Origin of the sequence: Micromonospora sp. NBC_00821 (genome assembly GCF_036347035.1) — a bacterium.
Lineage (GTDB): Bacteria > Actinomycetota > Actinomycetes > Mycobacteriales > Micromonosporaceae > Micromonospora > Micromonospora hortensis.
In genome coordinates this window covers 3,642,421-3,658,895 of the sequence record NZ_CP108880.1, presented here as the reverse complement: position 1 = coordinate 3,658,895, position 16,475 = coordinate 3,642,421, and the positions used below count along the sequence as shown (strand labels likewise).

Sequence of the window (16,475 nt, the reverse complement as noted above, 5' to 3'; positions counted from 1 at the left end):
CGCCGGGGCCGAGGGGGTACGCGTCAGACGGCGGCGATCAGCAGAGCCGGTCGCTCCACGCAGTCGGCGACGTGCCGCAGGAAGCCGCCGGCCACCCCGCCGTCGCAGACCCGGTGGTCGAAGGTGAGGCTGAGCTGCGTCACCTTGCGGACGGCGAGCTGCCCGTCGACCACCCACGGCTTGTCCACGATCCGCCCGACCCCGAGCAGGGCCGCCTCGGGGTGGTTGATGATCGGCGTGGAGCCGTCGACGCCGAACACCCCGTAGTTGTTCAGCGTGAAGGTGCCACCGGTCAGCCGGGCCGGGGGCAGGCTGCCGGCCCGCGCGGCGGCGGTGGTCGCCGCCAGTTCGGCGGCCAGCTCGGCGGTGGTGAGCCGCTGGGCGTCGCGCAGCACCGGCACCAGGAGCCCCCGGTCGGTCTGCGCGGCGATGCCGAGGTGCACCCCGGCGGACTGGACGATGCGTTGCGCCTCGGTGTCGACCCGGGCGTTGAGCTGCGGGAACCGGCGCAGTCCGCTGAGGCAGATCCGGGCCAGCAGGGCCAGGATGCTCACCGGCGCGTCGGGTGTCGCGGCGTTGATCGCGGCGCGGGTCTCCAGTAGCCCGGTGGCGTCCACGTCGACCCAGATGGTCACCTCCGGGATCTCCCGCCGGCTGCGGGAGAGCTTGTCGGCGATCACCTTGCGGACGCCGGTCAGCGGGACGATGACGTCGCCGTCCGCGACCGGGGCCGACCCGACCTGCGGGTCCGGCACGGCGGCGAGCCGGGCGGCGGGCGCGGTCATCGCGGCCTCCACGTCGGCGCGGCGGATCACACCCCCGGGTCCGGTGCCCCGCACCGTGTCGAGGTCGACGCCGTGCTCACGGGCCAGCCGCCGCACGATCGGTGAGATGACCAGGGCGGCAGCAGGCGGTGCCGGGTCGCCGGACGCCCCAGCCGCGCCGGACGCGGCGCCGGCAGCCGCGCTGGTCGGGCCGAGGTCGGCCGGTTCGGGGGCCACCGCCAGTCGGGGCCGACGCCGACGGCGGGTGGCGGAGCCGTGGCCGGTGCCGTACCCGATCAGCACGTTGCCGGAGCCGGCGCGCTCCTCCTCGCGGTAGGTGGCGTGCCCGGCGGGCTCGTCGCCCCCGTCCAGCGGCGCGATGGTGATCAACGGCTGGCCGACCGGGCGTACCTCACCGGCCGCGCCGTGCAGGGTGACAACCCGCCCGGCGTACGGGCAGGGCACGTCGACGACGGCCTTGGCGGTCTCCACCTCGACCACGCTCTGGTCGACGGTGACCACGTCGCCCACGGCGACCCGCCACTCGACGATCTCGGCCTCGCTCAGCCCTTCGCCCAGGTCGGGTAGGAGGAAGACCTGCGTCCGTTCGACGATGGTCATGCCGCCGCCCAACGCGCGTCCGGCTGGTCGTCCCACTGGAGGCGGGCCACCGCGTCGAGCACCCGGTCCACGCCGGGCAGGTGGGTGTGCTCCAGCATCGGCGCCGGGTACGGGATGTCCAGGCCGGCGACCCGCAGCACCGGGGCGTGCAGCGCGTGGAAGCAGCGCTCCTGCACCCGGGCGGCGATCTCCGCGCCGACGCCCGCGAAGCCGGGCGCCTCCTGGATCACCACGCACCGGCCGGTACGGCGGACCGAGGCGGTGATGGTCTCGTCGTCGAACGGCACGATGGTGCGCACGTCGACGACCTCCAGGTCCCACCCCTCCTCCCGGGCGGCCTCGGCGGCCTCCAGGGCGACCGGCACCGCCGGCCCGTACGCCACGAGGGTGGCGTCGCGTCCGGGCCGGCGCACGACAGCCCGGCCGAACGGCTCGTTGCGGATCGGCAGAGACGCCTCGGCGCTGGCGAAGTAGAGCTTCTTGGGCTCCATGAAGACCACCGGGTCGGGGTCCTCGATCGCCTCGCGCAGCAGCGAGTACGCGTCGTCGACGGTCGCCGGGGTGACCACCTTCAGCCCGGGGGTGTGCGCGTAGTACGCCTCGGACGAGTCGCAGTGGTGCTCGACTCCGCCGATCCCGCCCGCGTACGGCACGCGGATGACGATCGGCACGCTCAGCGCGCCCCGGGTGCGGTTGCGCAGCTTCGCCACGTGCGAGGCGATCTGCTCGAAGGCCGGGTACGCGAACGCGTCGAACTGCATCTCGACCACCGGGCGCAGGCCGGACATGGCCATGCCGACGGCGAAGCCGACGATGCCGGCCTCGGCGAGGGGGGTGTCGAAGCAGCGGTTCTCGCCGAAGCGGGCCTGGAGGCCGTCGGTGATCCGGAAGACGCCGCCGAGCGCGCCGACGTCCTCACCGAAGACGACGACCCGGTCGTCGGCGGCGAGCGCGTCGGCGAGCGCGGTGTTGAGCGCCTTCGCCATGGTGGTGGCCATCAGGCGTCACCCTCCTCGGCGTGGGCGGCGGCCAGTTCGGCGCGGACCTGCTCACGCTGTTCGATCAGCTGCGGGGTGGGCTCGGCGTAGACGTGGTCGAAGAGGCTCAGCGGGTCGACGGTGGGCTGTTCGTTCATCCGGGTCCGCAGGTCCGCCGCGTACGCCTCGGCCTGCTCGGCGATCTCGGCGACCGCCGCGTCGTCGAGCACACCGCGGGCGCGCAGGTAGGTCTCCAGGCGGGCGACGGGGTCCCGGTCCCGCCAGGCGTCGACCTCGGCGCCGTCGCGGTAGCGGGTGGCATCGTCGGCGTTGGTGTGCGGCTCCATCCGGTAGGTGTGCGCCTCGACCAGGAACGGTCCCTTGCCGGCCCGGGCGTGGGCGACCGCGCGGGTGAGCACGGCGAGCACCGCGACGGGGTCGTTGCCGTCGACCTGCTCGCTGGGTACGCCGTAGCCGACGCCCTTGTAGGCCAACGACGGCGCGGCGGTCTGCCGCGACAGCGGGACGCTGATGGCGTACTTGTTGTTCTGCACGAAGAAGACCACCGGCGCCTTGAACACGGCGGCGAAGTTGATCCCCTCGTGGAAGTCGCCCTCGCTGGTGGCGCCGTCGCCGATGAAGGCCAGCGCCACGGTGTCGCGACCCTGGTACGCCTCACCGTGCGCCAGCCCGGCGGCGTGCACGCACTGGGTGGCGAGGGGGGTGCACTGCGGCGCGGTGTGGACCTCGGTCGGGTCGTAGCCGCAGTGCCAGTCGCCGCGCAGCAGGGTGAGCACCTCGACCGGGTCGATGCCTCGGGCAACCAGCGCCATCGACTCGCGGTACGTGGGGAAGACCCAGTCGGTGTCGTGGACCGCGAGGACCGCGCCGACCTGGCACGCCTCCTGACCCCGCGAGGAGGGGTAGACGGCGAGCCGGCCCTGCTTGGTCAGGGCGGTCGCCTGGGTGTCGAAGCGGCGGCCGAGCACCATCCGGCGGTACAGCTCGCGCAGCACCTCGGCGGGTGGTTCGGGGTAGTCGGCGCGGGCGGGCAGCGGCGTGCCGTTCTCGGCGAGCAGGCGGACCGGCTCGGCGTCTGGCAGCAACGAGCGCGCCGGGTCGGGCGGGGTGACCGTTCGACGGGCGCGCGGGGATGCCCTGCGGACCGCCTGGGGAGTGGTCGTCACGGCGGAACCTCCTGGGACGTGTGGTGAGCCTATGCTTCCGCTTGTGGATGATTGACTCAAGATCGACACGGAAGGCGGGACGGTTGGCATGCGGAGGGCCGAGCAGTGAGCCAGGAGACCGCCGACGAAGCAAGCCGGGGCGCGGGATCGGGACGATCGGCCCGAGCCCTGGACGAGGTCGACCGGCGGATCCTCGACGAGCTGGTCCGCGACGGTCGGACGTCGGTGCGCACCCTCGCCGAACGGATCCACATCTCCCGCACCAACGCGTACGCGCGGGTGGAGCGGTTGCTCCGCGACGGAGTGATCACCGGGTTCCGGGCCCAGGTGGCACCCGAGGCGGCCGGGCTGGGCACCTCGGCGTACATCGCCCTGACCATCGAGCAGAACACCTGGCGGGAGGTGTCGGCCGAGCTGGCCCGGGTGCGCTACATCGAGCACGCGGCGCTGCTCGGCGGTGACCACGACGTGCTCGCGCTGGTGCGCGCCCCGGACAACGCCGCGCTGCGCGACGTGGTGCTGGGCCGGGTGCAGAGCATTCCCGGGGTGCTGTCCACCCGCACCTGGCTGGTCTTCGAGGAGTTCGACGGGGCCGGCAGCCCCTGGGCGTGAGCGCCGGGCTCAGCGCTCCGGCGGGGCCTCCAGCCCGTCGCGGTCGGCCAGCTCCAGCAGCGGTTCCAGCGAGTGCCGGTCACCGTCCAGGCCGGCGTGCGGGTCGCCGCGCTCGGCGAACCGGGCCGGCATGCTGAGCACGTCGAAGTCCTCCGGACGGACCTGGTCCAGCTCCGACCAGTCCAGCGGCGCGGACACCAGCGCGGCCGGCGTCGGCCGGATCGAGTACGCCGAGGTCACCGTGTGGTCGCGGGCCATCTGGTTGTAGTCGACGAAGACCGGCCGGTCCCGCTGCTCGCGCCACCAGGTGGTGGTGACCAGGTCCGGCAGCCGGCGCTGCATCTCCCGACCCAGCGCGAGCACCGCCCGGCGGCACTCACCGAAGCTCCACCGCGGCTCGATCGACAGGTAGACGTGCAGCCCGCGACCGCCGGTGGTCTTCGGGTAGCCGGTCATGCCCAGCTCGGCGAGGAACGCCCGCACCTCGTGCGCCACCGGCACCACCTGGTCGAAGCCCACGCCGGGCATCGGGTCCAGGTCGATGCGCAGCTGGTCGGGACGTTCCACGTCGGCGGCGGTGACCGGCCACGGGTGGAACCGTAGTGTGCCCAGGTTGGCCGCCCAGATAACCACTGCCAACTCGCTCGGCGCGACCTCGTCGGCGGTACGGCCACTGGGGAAGGTGATGTGCGCGGTCCGTACCCACTCGGGCGCGCCGGCCGGCAGCCGCTTCTGGTAGAACGCGTCGCCCCTGTTGGTCTGGCGGGTAGCGATCGTCGCGCCCTCGAAGACACCGCGCGGCCAGCGTTCCAGCATGGTCGGCCGATCCCGCAACGCCCGCAGGATGCCGTCGCCCACCGCCAGGAAGTAGCGGACAACGTCCAGCTTGGTCAGCCCGCGCTCGGGAAAGTACGGCTTGTCGGGGCTGGAGACGCGGACGAGCCGCTCCCCCACCTGGATCTCCTCCGCCGCCGTGGCCACGCCCCGAGAGTACGCGGCGGCCGGGTGATCAGCAGCGCACGAACCGCGATCAGCGGACATTGTTCCCCATCGAGGTGTCGCTGCGCTGTCCCGAACCCGACGGCCGCCCGGGCACCGACCGGCGTCGATCGCACTCCTTGACCCGGTCGGGCAGGATGGCGTCGTGCGCCAGCAGAAGACCGGATCGGGCGGGGCAGCCACCGTCCGGATCGACGACGCGTCGACCGAGGACATCCCCGCCCTGCTCGCCCTCGACGCGCTCTGTTTCCCGCCCGGCGACCCGGCGTACGAGCCAGCGGCGCCGAGCGAGATCGAGAACGGCGTCGCGGCCGGGCACGTCCGGGTGGTCCGCGCCGGCACGGAGATCGTCGGCTTCCTCCAGTACGAGTTGCCGAGCGCCCATCACCTCTACCTGAGTGGGCTCGGGGTGCACCCGGATCGGCGGCGCACCGGTGTGGGTGCGGCACTGCTCGACGACTTCGTGGCCCGGGCGCGGGCGTTCGGGGTGCAGCCCCACCCGACCATCTCCACGGTGACCAGCCCGGAGAACCTGGCCATGCTCGGGCTCCTGCTGTCTCGCGGGTTCGTTGTGCGCACCATCGTGCCGGACTACTTCGGCCCGGGACGCGACCGCTACTACTGCCAGCACAAGTCACGGGTCGAGTACGTCGACGCCGACGAGCGCTATCTGATCCCGGTTGCCGCGTCGTCGCAGATCGCCACCCTGCTGGCCAGCGAGCAGAACGTCATCACCGGACTGGTGAACCTGCCCGCCGGGCCGGCCCTGGAGCTGTCCCGATTCGAGAAGGAGGACTTCGCGGCCCTGCAGTCCGACGAGAGCGCCGCCGGGATCGCCTTCTCCAGCGGCATCCTCGCCTCGATCGCGTTCGTGCTCGGCCTGTCGTTCGCCTCCCCGAACTATCCCGATGGGGTCCGGGTGCTGCTGATGTGCTCGGCCCTGGCCACCACCGCGTCGCTGATCATCTATGCCAACACCTCCGGTGAGCTGGCCCGGCTGCGAACCAACAGCTTCGGCAGGTACACCAAATGGGGCAACGTGCTGTCGGAGTTCGGCGGTGTCTTCCCCTTCCTCATCGCCCTACCTGTCACCTTCGCGAAGATCACCTCCTCGGTGGGCGTGGCAGTGGCGGCCGCGGCCCTCTTCGGCGCCGCTCTGCTCGTCTACGACAGGTCGACCTTCGCCATCTCGGCGCGCTTTCGACAAACCGTCAGCACAACCGCGCTGTCCGTCTTCGTCGCCGCCGCGCCGGTGCTGGGCGTCCTCGCGGTACGCCACTCCGCTCCGATGGTCCCCTGGGCCTGGACGGGAGCGGTACTCCTGGCCCTCGCCGCCCAGTCCTTCACGTACCTCTTCCGCCGACGCGACGAGTCGACGCTCCAGGCAGGGCTGCGTCCCTGGCAGAGCCGCCGCTAGGCGGCGGACGGCGGTCCGATTACCGGACGCTCGTGCCGGGTAGGGGGGCCGCATGGCGGAACTGGCAACCCTGTGGATCGTCCGGCACGGCGAGAGCACCGCGAACGTCGCGGCGACGCACGCCGAGGCGTCGGGCGCGGAGCTGATCGACCTCACCCACCGCGACGCCGACGTGCCACTGTCCCCGACCGGCGAGGAGCAGGCTCGGGCGACCGGCCGTTGGCTGGCCGAGCTTCCGGACGCGAGGCGCCCGGACGTGGCGGTGGTGTCGCCGTACCTGCGCGCGGTGCAGACCTCGCGGCTGGCGCTGGCCGGCACCGACATTCCCGTGCACCGCGACGAGCGGCTGCGCGACCGGGAGCTGGGCGTCCTGGACGGGCTGACCGGGCACGGGGTGCGCCGACGGTACCCGGACGAGGCCGAGCGCCGGGAGCGGTTGGGCAAGTTCTACTACCGGCCGCCGGGCGGGGAGTCCTGGACGGACGTGGCGTTGCGGCTGCGGACGCTGCTGGGCGACCTGCGCCGCGACCACGAGGGTTGTCGGGTGCTGCTCTTCGGCCACGACGCGCTGGTCTTCCTGCTTCGCTATCTGCTGGAGGGGTTGACCGAGGACGAGCTGATGGCGCTGACCCGGCAGGACGTGATCGCCAACTGTTCGATCACCGAGTGGTCGGCGGACGGCGAGGACCGCCTGGCCCTCACCGCCTTCAACGATGTCGCGCACCTGCGTCAGCAGGGTGCCCAGCCGACCAGGGAGGACGAGATCCATGCCGAGCCGGTCTGAGGTGAAGGTGATCACCCCGGCGTTGTTGCGGGACTGGGCGCTGCCGGTGCCGGTCGGGGGAAAGGAGAGCCGGGGCACCGTGCTGGTGGTCGGCGGTTCCCGCTTCACGCCGGGCGCGGTGCTGCTCGCCGGGGTGGCCGCGTTGCGCGCCGGTGCCGGGGTGCTCCAGTTGGCCGCCGCCGAGTCCACCGCCGCCGCGCTGAGCATCCAGGTGCCCGAGGCGCTGGTGATCGGTCTGCCGGAGACCGCCGACGGCGCGGTGGCCGCGGATCGCGACGGCCAGCTCGGCGACCTGGTCGCGCAGGCCGACGTGGTGGCGGTCGGCCCCGGTCTGAAGGCGATCGACGAGACCAACCGCCTGCTGGGCCTGGTTCTGGAGGCGGCCCGTCCGGACACGTCGCTGGTGCTCGACGCGTACGCCCTGGGTGCGCTCAGCCACGCACCGGACCTGCTGGTCGGCTCGGGTCGGCCCGTGGTGCTCACCCCCAACGTGACCGAGGCCGGGCACCTGCTCGGGCGCGAGCCGGGCGACGACCTGGACGCCGAGGCGGCCGAGTTGGCCGCGCGGTACGAGGCGGTCGTGTCGCTGTACGGGCACGTGGCCGCCCCGGACGGTCGGGGCTGGCGGGAGGAGAGCGGCGACGCCGGGCTGGGCACCTCCGGCAGCGGGGACGTGCTCGCCGGGTTGCTGGCGGGGCTGCTGTCGCGGGGCGCCGACCCGGCGCAGGCGGCCTGCTGGGGCTCGTTCGCGCACTCGGTGAGCGGCCAGCGGCTGATTCCGCGCTACGGCCGGATCGGCTTTCTGGCTCGGGAGTTGCTCGACGAGATCCCCCGCACCCTGGCGATGGTCTGAGGCGGTTTCACCTGTTTCCGCAATCGGCGTCGGGGTACCGGAACTCCACCAGCCGAGACTCTTCAGGGAGGTCATACCGGTGTCGACCGATGCCATCGTCCTGCTCAAAGAGGACCACAAGGAAATGCGCCGCCTGTTCAAGGCCTTCCAGGACGCCGAGGAGGGGCCGGCGAGCCAGCGGCAGAAGCTGGTGGACCAGATCCTGGAGGCACTGACCGTGCACACCTACCTGGAGAACGAGGTGATGTATCCGGAGGTTCGCCGGTTGCTGCCCGACCTCGAGGACGACATCCTCGAGTCGTACGAGGAACACCACGTCGCCGATGTGCTCTGCGCCGAGCTGGCCAGCATGGACGCCGACGACGAGCGGTTCAACGCCAAGACGACGGTGCTGATCGAGAACGTCACCCACCACGTCGAGGAGGAAGAGCAGGAGTGGTTCCCCAAGGTCCGCGACGCGCTGGGCCGCAAGCAGCTCCAGGAGATCGGCGAGAAGATGATCGCCTTGCGCGCGGACGCGCCGCGGACCCCCACCGCGCCGAAGGCGATCAAGAAGGCGCTCGATGCGGTGACGGCCTGAGGCACCCGCTCACACCGAAGGGCCCGGCACCGTGCCGGGCCCTTCGTCGTGCGTCACGGGTCAGGTGCCCGATCCCGGCTCGGCCATCCTGCGGTGCTGCTCGGACTTGAGCTTGTCCGGAATGATCTTGCCGGCGGCCGTCTGCACCTTGTTCATCAGCGAGCCGGCGGTGATCGTCTGATCACCCCTCATCATCGCCTCGAAGCCCTGCTCGGCGACCTTCGCCGGGTCGTCCTTCTTGCCCGAGCCCACCCGGGTGTCCTCCATGTCGGCCCGGTCGAAGAACTCCGTGTCGGTCGGCCCGGGCATCAGCGAGGTCACCGTGACGCCGGTGTCCTTCAGCTCGTTGCGCAGCGCCTCGGCGAAGGACTGCACGAACGACTTCGACGCGTTGTAGACCGCCTGGAACGACCCCGGCATGGTGGAGGCGATCGACGAGGTGAAGAGGACCCGGCCCGTGCCCCGCTCGACCATCCCGGGCAACAGCCGCTTCGCCAGGTGCACCGTCGACCGCACGTTGAGGTCGACGATCTCCAGCTCGTCGGCGAGGTCCGTGCCGCCGACGAAGGCGCCACCGGCGCCCCGACCGGCGTTGAGCGCCAGCGCGTCCAGCGGCCGTCCGGTCGCGGTGACGGCGGCCACGAGTTCCGTCACGCCCTGCTCGCGGGCCAGGTCGACGCGGACCGACCAGATCTGCGGGCCCCCGTCGCGGCGCAGCTTCTGCGCGGCCGCCTCGATGCCGTCGTCCTCGGCGGCGATCACCAGGTCGAAGCCGTGCTCGACGAACTGCGCCGCGAGCTCGTACCCGATTCCGCTGGAGGCCCCGGTCACCAGGGCGAGCGGCCGGTCGGAGGTGGGTGTGGTCATGTTCTCGACTCCTTCTGTACGAACCCTGACCGCACCCGTGACGGTGCGGTGGTCTCCTACCGTGTGCCCCGCGACGCACCGCCCAATCACGTTGGCGGGGTCGCCTCCCGGAGGGCGGCCCGAACGGCCGGTTCCGGCCCGGTAGGATCCTTCCGGGCCGTTACTGGCGCGTGGGGATGGAGAACCATCGGGGAGCGGCCTCGTCACGTGGACGTTTGCCGAGCGCCTGGGCCTTCCCGCACGTCTGTTGGAGGTCGCATGTCCCGCAACGCCGAATCCACCGCATTCCGGAGTGCCCTTGAGGTGATCCGGGCTGTCGAGCCGCGGGTCGCCGACGCCATCGGCGCCGAGCTGACCGACCAGCGGGAGTCGCTCAAGCTGATCGCCAGCGAAAATTACGCCTCCCCGGCGACCCTGCTGGCCATGGGCAACTGGTTCAGCGACAAGTACGCCGAGGGCACCGTCGGCCGCCGCTTCTACGCCGGCTGCCAGAACGTCGACACCGTCGAGGCGCTCGCCGCCGAGCACGCCCGGGAGCTGTTCGGCGCCGCGCACGCGTACGTGCAGCCGCACTCGGGCATCGACGCCAACCTGGTCGCCTTCTGGGCGGTGCTGGCCGACCGGGTGGAATCTCCCGCCCTGAAGAAGGCCCAGGTCCGCCAGGTCAACGACCTCACCGAGGCCGACTGGTTCGCGCTGCGCCGCGAACTGGGCAACCAGCGGATGCTCGGCATGTCGCTGGACGCCGGCGGCCACCTCACCCACGGCTTCCGGCCGAACATCTCCGGCAAGATGTTCGACCAGCGCAGCTACGGCACCGACCCGGCGACCGGCCTGATCGACTACGACCGGCTGGCCGAGGCCGCCCGCGAGTTCAAGCCGCTGATCCTGGTGGGCGGCTACTCGGCGTACCCCCGGAAGGTGAACTTCCGGATCCTGCGCGAGATCGCCGACTCGGTCGGCGCCACCTTCATGGTCGACATGGCGCACTTCGCGGGCCTGGTGGCCGGCAAGGTGTTCACCGGCGACTTCGACCCGGTGCCGCACGCGCACATCGTCACGACCACCACGCACAAGTCGTTGCGCGGCCCGCGCGGCGGCATGGTGCTCTGCCAGCCGGAGTTGGCCGACCAGGTGGACCGGGGCTGCCCGATGGTGCTCGGCGGCCCGCTGCCGCACGTGATGGCGGCCAAGGCGGTCGCGCTCGCCGAGGCCCGCCGGCCCGACTTCGCCGACTACGCCCAGCGGATCGTCGACAACGCGCAGGCGCTCGCCGAGGGGCTGCTGAGCCGGGGCGCCACGCTGGTCACCGGCGGCACCGACAACCACCTGGTGCTGATCGACGTGTCCGGCTACGGGCTGACCGGCCGGCAGGCCGAGCAGGCCCTGCTCGACTCGGGCATCGTCACCAACCGCAACTCGGTCCCGCAGGACCCGAACGGCGCCTGGTACACGTCGGGCATCCGGATCGGCACCCCGGCTCTGACCACTCGGGGCCTGGGCACCGCCGAGATGGACCAGACCGCCGAGCTGATCCACACCGTGCTGACCCAGACCACCGCCGGCGCCAACGCCGACGGCACCCCGTCGAAGGCGAAGTACAACCTGGACGCCGGCCTGGCGGACAAGGTGGCCCGGCAGGCCACCGATCTGCTGGCCACGTACCCCCTCTACCCCGGCATCGACCTGAGCTAGCCCCTCGACCGCGTCGATCATGGAGTTGTGGTGCCCGATCCGGGTTGGTGCACGACTGTCGTCCACCACCACAATCCCATGATCGACGCGGGGGGCGGGGAGTCCTCAGTCCATCGGGCGCTTCAGGTGGTAGCGGTGGACCTCGGTGCTGCCCTGGACGTTGTTGACGTCCTCGGCGGCGGAGACCAGCTCCCACCCCTCCCGGCCGGCGCGGTTGAGGTGTGCGATGGCGGTGTCGCCGTAGGCGGTGATGTCCTTGCGTGACCCGTCCGGGGCGTACCAGACGAACGAGACGTGAAAATTGCGGCCCTGTCCCTGATAGCGACGGACGAGCAGGGCGTACTCCCAGGCAACCATGCGGTTTATTATGACCGTCCAACCAGGACGGCGGCACGCGGGTCGTCGCGCATTGCCATCCGATGAACGCGGTGTGTCAACCCGCCCGGCGCGCCACCTCGTCGGTGATCAGCGCCGCGAGCCGATCCAGCCCGAGGTCGATCTGTTCCGGTGTGACAGCGCTGACCGACAACCGCAACGCGTGGACCGGCGCGTTGTCGTCGTAGAAGTGCGCCATCGGCGTCCACAGCACCCCGTAGTCGCGCCCCGAGCGGTCCAGCAGCGCGTCGTCGACCGGGAACGGCACTGTCACCACCACGAAGAACCCGCCGGCCGGCACCGTCCACCGCACCGCGGGTCGGTCCGGCCGGTCCGGCTGATCGGGAAAGCGCCGGGTGAGCCCGGCCACCAGGTGGCGCAGATTCCGTGTGTACGCGGACCGCTCCCGGGTGTTCGCGGCCACCAGGCTGCATCCGTGCTCCAGCAGCCGGCCGCCGATCACCGCCTGCGCGATCGGCGACGTGTTGACGGTGACCATGCTCTTGATCATGGCGAGTTGGTCAGCGAGCGGGCCGACCCGCCCGTCCGGGCCGGCAACCCGCTGGTCGGCGACGACGTAACCCACCCGTGCGCCGGGGAGCACGGTCTTGGCGAACGAGCCGAGGTAGACGACCCGCCGGCCGGTGTCCAACGCCTTCAGGGTGGGCGGGCGTGGTCCGTCGTCGCTGTGGAACAGGCCGTACGGGTTGTCCTCCAGCAGCAGCAGATCCTCCTGCCCGGCCAGGTCCAGCAGCCGTTGCCGGTCGGCGGTGTCGATGCTGACCCCGGAGGGGTTGGCGAAGTCCGGCATGAGGTAGCAGGCGCGTGGACGCAGCCCCGCCGCCCGGACGCGGTGCACCTGGGTGGCCAGGTCGGCGAGGTCGACCCCGCCCGACCCACCGGCGACCGGCCACACCGGCAGGTCCACCAGCCGTGCCGCCCCGGTCAGCCCGACGTAGGTCGGGGCGACAGCGAGCAGCACATCGGTCGGCCCGGCCCGCAACGCCCGCAGCACCAGGAACATGGCCTCCTGGCAGCCGACGGTCACCACCACGTCCTCCGGGTCGACGGTGATCCCCTCGTCGACCGCGAGGTTGCGGGCGATCAGGTGGTGCACGATGCCCTTGGTCCGGCCGTACTGCAGCAGCAGCCGCCGGGCCTGCTCGGGTCGGTGCCCCAGGTCGTCGACGAGGTGCCGGTGGAAGGTGTCCAGGTGCCGGTGCACCGCCGCGAGGTCGAAGAACTCCTCGTATGGCCGTCCGGCCGCGAGGGACACCGCCGCCGGGTAGCGCTCGGACACCTCGTTGAGGAAGTTCATCGAGGTCAGCGCCGGATCGCCCAGCGCGGGGTGCAGGTCGGCGACGGTCAGGTCGACCGGTTCGGGGGCGCTCACCCCTCAGCCCACCCCGAGGGTGCGCAGCTCGCCGGCCGCCACCACGTCGGCGCAGCCGGCCAGGGTGAGCGCATCGGTCAACTCGGCGACGAGCAGCCCCAACGCGTCCCGGGCGGCCGGTTCGCCACCGGCGGCGAGGGCCCAGAGCAGCGGCCGGCCGACCAGCACCCCGGCCGCGCCCAACGCCAGCGCCCGCAGCACGTCGGTGCCGCACCGGATGCCGCTGTCCAGCAGCACCTGGCAGTCGTCCCCGACCGCGTCGACAACCTCCGGCAGCATGGTGACGCTCGCCGGTGAGCCGTCCAGTTGCCGCCCGCCGTGGTTGGAGACGACCACCGCGTCCGCGCCGACCCGTACCGCCTCGGTCGCGTCGCGCGGGTCCAGCAGCCCCTTGACCACCAGCGGCAGGTCGACCTGCTCGCGCAGCCACGCCAGGTCGGCCCAGCGCAGCGCTGGCGCGAACGACGCGGCGGTGTGCGCGGCGATCGCGGACACCCCGGGGGCACCGGAGTGCGCCAGCGCGTCGCGACCGTCGGGAAGGTTCGCGGCGACCACCTCGGCCGGCAGCCGGAACGCGTTGCGCAGGTCCCGGGGACGTCGGCCGAGCACCGGGACGTCCACCGTGACCACCAGCGCCCGGCACCCGGCCGCGACGACCCGGTCCAGCAGGTCGCGGACGAGCGCCCGGTCGCGCAGCCAGTAGAGCTGGAACCAGACGTCCGCGCCGGCCCCGGTGACCTGTTCGATGGGGGTGCTGCCCAGCGTGCTGGCCAGGTACGGGATTCCGGCCGCGCCGGCCGCCGCCGCCAGACCCAGCTCTCCGTCCGGGTGCACCAACCGCTGGTACGCCATCGGCGCCACCCCGACCGGCATGGCGTACCGACGGCCGAGCAGGTGGGTGCCGAGGTCGACGGTGTCCACCCCGCGCAGCACCCGGGGCAGCACCGCGACCCGGTCCAGCGCGCGACGGTTCGCGGCGAGGGTCACCTCCGACGCGCTGCCGCCGGCCAGGTAGTCCCACACGTCCGGCGGCAGCACGGCCCGGGCGCGCTCGGCGTAGTCGGCGAGCGCCACGGCCGGCAGGTCGGCCAACACCCGCTCACCCATCGCCCGGGCCCGTCGCGGCATCCGGCTCGGCCGGCTCACGCACCCCGCTCGGCCTGGCCGGGAGCCCGAAGCGCTCGCGGAGGAAGGCCGCGGCGCTTTCCTGCGCGCGCCGCCCGTCGGTGAAGGTGCCCGGCATGGCGAAGAATCCGTGGATCATGCCCGGGTAGTGCTCCAACCGGGTGGACACACCGGCGTCGCGCAACCGCTCGGCGTACCGCTGTCCCTCGCCGCACAGGGGATCCAGTTCGGCGGTGATCACCAGCGCCGGCGGCAACCCGGACAGGTCGTCGGAGAGCAGCGGCGAGGCCAGCGGATTCTTGGCGTGCGCCGGGTCGGCCAGGTAGAGCCTCCGGTACCAGGCGACCGAACGGCTGTTGAACAGCGCCGGGTCGTCGTCCCCGGCCGGTTCGCCGCTCTGGTCGGTGTTCGGATAGACCAGCAGCTGCGCGGCGAGCGGCGGCCCGTCGCCACGGCTGAGCAGGGTGACCGCGGCGGCCAGGTTCCCGCCGGCACTGTCGCCCCCCACCGCCAGCCGGGTCGGGTCCACGCCCAGCTCCTCGGCGTGCCTGGCGATCCACGAGGTGGCGGCGTGGCAGTCGTGCACCGCCGCCGGGAAGGGGTGCTCCGGGGCGAGGCGGTAGCCGACGGTGATCACCTGACAGGGCACCGCGTTGGCCAGGCGCCGGCAGATGCCGTCGGCGGTGTCGATGCTGCCGAGCGTCCAGCCGCCGCCGAAGAAGTACAGCACTGTGGGCAGCGGACCCGAACCCGTCGGCCGGTACACCCGCAGCCGCAGCTCACCGGCGGGCCCGGGGATCCGCTCGTCGCGTACCTCGGCCACCGGCTCGACCGCGCCGCTGCCGGCGCGGATCGCGGCCAGGTCCGCGGCGCGCGCCTCGGACAGGGTCTGTGCGTACAGCGGCGGGGTGCCGGCCGCGGCACGGGCCGCCCGGTAGGCCGCCACCTCCGGGTGCACTGCCATGTCGCTCCTATCCACCGGTGCTGACCAGCAACGTGTCGATGCCGCGCAGAAACAGGCTGCCGCTGTACGTCGGCGTCTCGGTGACCGTCAGCGCGGGGAACCGGGCGAACAGCCGGGGCAGCGCGAGGCGGCCCTCCAACCGCGACACCGCCGCGCCGAGGCAGAAGTGCGGGCCCACCCCGAAGGCCAGCGGCGGGGGGCCGGAACGGGTCGGGTCGAAGGTGTCCGGCGCCGGGAAGCGGGCCGGGTCGCGGTTGGCGGCCCCGATCATGATGAGCACGTTGTCGTCAGTGGCGACCGGCACGCCGTGCAGCACGGTGTCGGCCGGCGCGGCGCGGGCCAGGAAGTGCACAGGGCTCGCCAACCGCAGCACCTCGTCGACGCAACCCTGCGCCAGCGTGGCGTCGGTGGGCAGCGCCGCGACGGTCTCCGGGTGGGCCAGCAGCAACGGCAGCCCGTTGCTGAACATGTAGACGGTGGTGACGAAGCTGGCGTTGAACAGCACGATCAGGTTGCTGACCAGCTCCTCCTCGGTCAGCTCCACCTCCCCGGAGTCGAGCGCCTCGACCAACGCGCTGAGCAGGTCGTCCCCGGGCACCCGGCGGCGGTGCCCGAGCAGCTCCCGGTAGAAGGCCCGCAACTCCCGCGCGGCGGTGTTGGCAGCGGCGAGCCGCTGCGGGGTCTTCCCCGCCACGTCCAGGAACTCGTCGATCCACTCCACCCGCTCGCGGTACCACTGCAACTCGGCGGCCGGGATGCCGATGAACTCGGCCATCACCAGGGCCGGGATCGGGTATGCGAAGTCGGCCACGAAGTCGACTACGCCCTCCCCGGCGTCCGCCATCCGGTCCAGCAGTTCGTCGACCACCCGCAGGATCACCGGTTCCAGCGCGCCGAGCCGGCGCGGCGTGAAGGTACGGGAGAAGACGTGCCGCATCCGAGTGTGATCGGGCGGGTTGACGAACATCATCGAGGTTTGGAAGGTCCGCAGGATCTCCTGCGCCTCCCAGCCCGGCGGCGGCTGTTTCGTCCACTCCGGATCGCGCAGCAACCCGTCGACGAGGTCGTAGCCGACAGCGACGGCGGCCACCGTCCGGTGCTCGGCGCGCGACGGCACCGCGCTGATCGGGCCGAGCCGGTGCAGGTCCGCGTACCACGGGTACGGGTCCTGTCTGCCCTCCTCGCTGTACAGGCCGGTGAGTATCTCGTCCACGTCCACTGCCAACTCCTCCCCCGCCGATGTCGGTGACCGGGGGCGGCGG

At 72.4% G+C, this 16,475-nt stretch carries 16 protein-coding genes and 1 riboswitch; of the genes, 6 read left to right on the top strand and 10 right to left on the bottom strand.

Annotated features, from left to right (window positions below; all coding sequences use genetic code 11):
- Positions 1–23: 23 nt before the first annotated feature.
- The 3 genes from OHB44_RS16775 to pdhA are packed head-to-tail and all read right to left on the bottom strand — an operon-like array spanning position 24 to position 3,549.
- On the bottom strand, positions 24–1,385 hold the full coding sequence (locus OHB44_RS16775) for a dihydrolipoamide acetyltransferase family protein (RefSeq protein ID WP_442932611.1): 1,362 nt from the start codon (positions 1,383–1,385) through the stop codon (positions 24–26).
- The gene (locus tag OHB44_RS16770; RefSeq protein ID WP_203119752.1) at positions 1,382–2,386 is read right to left on the bottom strand and encodes an alpha-ketoacid dehydrogenase subunit beta; all 1,005 of its coding nucleotides are present in this window, start codon (positions 2,384–2,386) and stop codon (positions 1,382–1,384) included. Before OHB44_RS16770 ends, OHB44_RS16775 begins: the two co-directional genes overlap by 4 nt.
- The gene (pdhA, locus tag OHB44_RS16765) at positions 2,383–3,549 is read right to left on the bottom strand and encodes a pyruvate dehydrogenase (acetyl-transferring) E1 component subunit alpha (RefSeq protein ID WP_372488369.1); all 1,167 of its coding nucleotides are present in this window, start codon (positions 3,547–3,549) and stop codon (positions 2,383–2,385) included. Before pdhA ends, OHB44_RS16770 begins: the two co-directional genes overlap by 4 nt.
- 105 nt (positions 3,550–3,654) lie before the next feature.
- Here pdhA and OHB44_RS16760 point away from each other — a divergent pair, with 105 nt between their 5' ends.
- The gene (locus OHB44_RS16760; RefSeq protein ID WP_238685747.1) at positions 3,655–4,161 is read left to right on the top strand and encodes an Lrp/AsnC family transcriptional regulator; all 507 of its coding nucleotides are present in this window, start codon (positions 3,655–3,657) and stop codon (positions 4,159–4,161) included.
- Positions 4,162–4,170: 9 nt separating this feature from the next.
- Here OHB44_RS16760 and OHB44_RS16755 read toward each other — a convergent pair whose 3' ends face one another.
- Positions 4,171–5,142: a DNA polymerase domain-containing protein gene (locus OHB44_RS16755; RefSeq protein ID WP_238685748.1), complete on the bottom strand. Its 972-nt coding sequence runs from the start codon at positions 5,140–5,142 to the stop codon at positions 4,171–4,173.
- A 163-nt stretch (positions 5,143–5,305) separates the two neighbouring features.
- On the opposite strand from OHB44_RS16755, the gene OHB44_RS16750 reads away from it, so the two are divergent.
- The 4 genes from OHB44_RS16750 (at position 5,306) to OHB44_RS16735 (ending at position 8,794) form a co-directional block, all read left to right on the top strand.
- On the top strand, positions 5,306–6,577 hold the full coding sequence (locus OHB44_RS16750) for a GNAT family N-acetyltransferase (protein ID WP_238685749.1): 1,272 nt from the start codon (positions 5,306–5,308) through the stop codon (positions 6,575–6,577).
- A gap of 52 nt (positions 6,578–6,629) precedes the next feature.
- Positions 6,630–7,361, top strand: coding sequence for a histidine phosphatase family protein (locus tag OHB44_RS16745; protein WP_238685750.1), 732 nt, complete (start codon positions 6,630–6,632; stop codon positions 7,359–7,361).
- Positions 7,345–8,214 (top strand): NAD(P)H-hydrate dehydratase, encoded by an 870-nt coding sequence (locus OHB44_RS16740; protein WP_330437484.1) that lies wholly within the window; start codon positions 7,345–7,347, stop codon positions 8,212–8,214. Before OHB44_RS16745 ends, OHB44_RS16740 begins: the two co-directional genes overlap by 17 nt.
- Positions 8,215–8,293: 79 nt before the next feature.
- The gene (locus tag OHB44_RS16735; RefSeq protein ID WP_238685752.1) at positions 8,294–8,794 is read left to right on the top strand and encodes a hemerythrin domain-containing protein; all 501 of its coding nucleotides are present in this window, start codon (positions 8,294–8,296) and stop codon (positions 8,792–8,794) included.
- A gap of 60 nt (positions 8,795–8,854) precedes the next feature.
- Here the strand turns inward: OHB44_RS16735 and OHB44_RS16730 are convergent, their stop codons facing one another.
- Positions 8,855–9,661, bottom strand: coding sequence for an SDR family NAD(P)-dependent oxidoreductase (locus OHB44_RS16730; RefSeq protein ID WP_330437483.1), 807 nt, complete (start codon positions 9,659–9,661; stop codon positions 8,855–8,857).
- Positions 9,662–9,810: 149 nt separating this feature from the next.
- Positions 9,811–9,900, top strand: a riboswitch (ZMP/ZTP riboswitch).
- A 19-nt stretch (positions 9,901–9,919) separates the two neighbouring features.
- On the opposite strand from OHB44_RS16730, the gene OHB44_RS16725 reads away from it, so the two are divergent.
- On the top strand, positions 9,920–11,356 hold the full coding sequence (locus OHB44_RS16725) for a glycine hydroxymethyltransferase (RefSeq protein ID WP_238685754.1): 1,437 nt from the start codon (positions 9,920–9,922) through the stop codon (positions 11,354–11,356).
- 105 nt (positions 11,357–11,461) lie between these two features.
- Here OHB44_RS16725 and OHB44_RS16720 read toward each other — a convergent pair whose 3' ends face one another.
- The 5 genes from OHB44_RS16720 to OHB44_RS16700 all read right to left on the bottom strand — a co-directional run bounded on the left by OHB44_RS16720 (position 11,462) and on the right by OHB44_RS16700 (position 16,432).
- A complete protein-coding gene (locus OHB44_RS16720) occupies positions 11,462–11,722 on the bottom strand; it encodes a hypothetical protein (RefSeq protein ID WP_238685973.1) in 261 nt (86 codons plus the stop codon).
- 67 nt (positions 11,723–11,789) lie between these two features.
- A complete protein-coding gene (locus tag OHB44_RS16715) occupies positions 11,790–13,124 on the bottom strand; it encodes an aminotransferase-like domain-containing protein (RefSeq protein WP_330437482.1) in 1,335 nt (444 codons plus the stop codon).
- Positions 13,125–13,127: 3 nt separating this feature from the next.
- Positions 13,128–14,231, bottom strand: a complete 1,104-nt coding sequence (locus OHB44_RS16710) for an alpha-hydroxy acid oxidase (protein ID WP_238685974.1) — start codon at positions 14,229–14,231, stop codon at positions 13,128–13,130.
- Positions 14,224–15,213 (bottom strand): alpha/beta hydrolase, encoded by a 990-nt coding sequence (locus tag OHB44_RS16705; RefSeq protein WP_238685756.1) that lies wholly within the window; start codon positions 15,211–15,213, stop codon positions 14,224–14,226. Before OHB44_RS16705 ends, OHB44_RS16710 begins: the two co-directional genes overlap by 8 nt.
- Before the next feature lie 7 nt (positions 15,214–15,220).
- Positions 15,221–16,432, bottom strand: a complete 1,212-nt coding sequence (locus OHB44_RS16700) for a cytochrome P450 (protein ID WP_266302578.1) — start codon at positions 16,430–16,432, stop codon at positions 15,221–15,223.
- Positions 16,433–16,475: the final 43 nt, after the last annotated feature.

What these genes read in the sequence shown, in the direction of transcription:
- OHB44_RS16730 (WP_330437483.1), bottom strand. Translation starts at nt 9,661, where the DNA reads ATGACCACACCCACCTCCGACCGGCCGCTCGCCCTGGTGACCGGGGCC.
- OHB44_RS16710 (WP_238685974.1), bottom strand. Translation starts at nt 14,231, where the DNA reads ATGGGTGAGCGGGTGTTGGCCGACCTGCCGGCCGTGGCGCTCGCCGAC.
- OHB44_RS16775 (WP_442932611.1), bottom strand. Translation starts at nt 1,385, where the DNA reads ATGACCATCGTCGAACGGACGCAGGTCTTCCTCCTACCCGACCTGGGC.
- OHB44_RS16725 (WP_238685754.1), top strand. Translation starts at nt 9,920, where the DNA reads ATGTCCCGCAACGCCGAATCCACCGCATTCCGGAGTGCCCTTGAGGTG.
- OHB44_RS16740 (WP_330437484.1), top strand. Translation starts at nt 7,345, where the DNA reads ATGCCGAGCCGGTCTGAGGTGAAGGTGATCACCCCGGCGTTGTTGCGG.
- OHB44_RS16705 (WP_238685756.1), bottom strand. Translation starts at nt 15,213, where the DNA reads ATGGCAGTGCACCCGGAGGTGGCGGCCTACCGGGCGGCCCGTGCCGCG.
- OHB44_RS16745 (WP_238685750.1), top strand. Translation starts at nt 6,630, where the DNA reads ATGGCGGAACTGGCAACCCTGTGGATCGTCCGGCACGGCGAGAGCACC.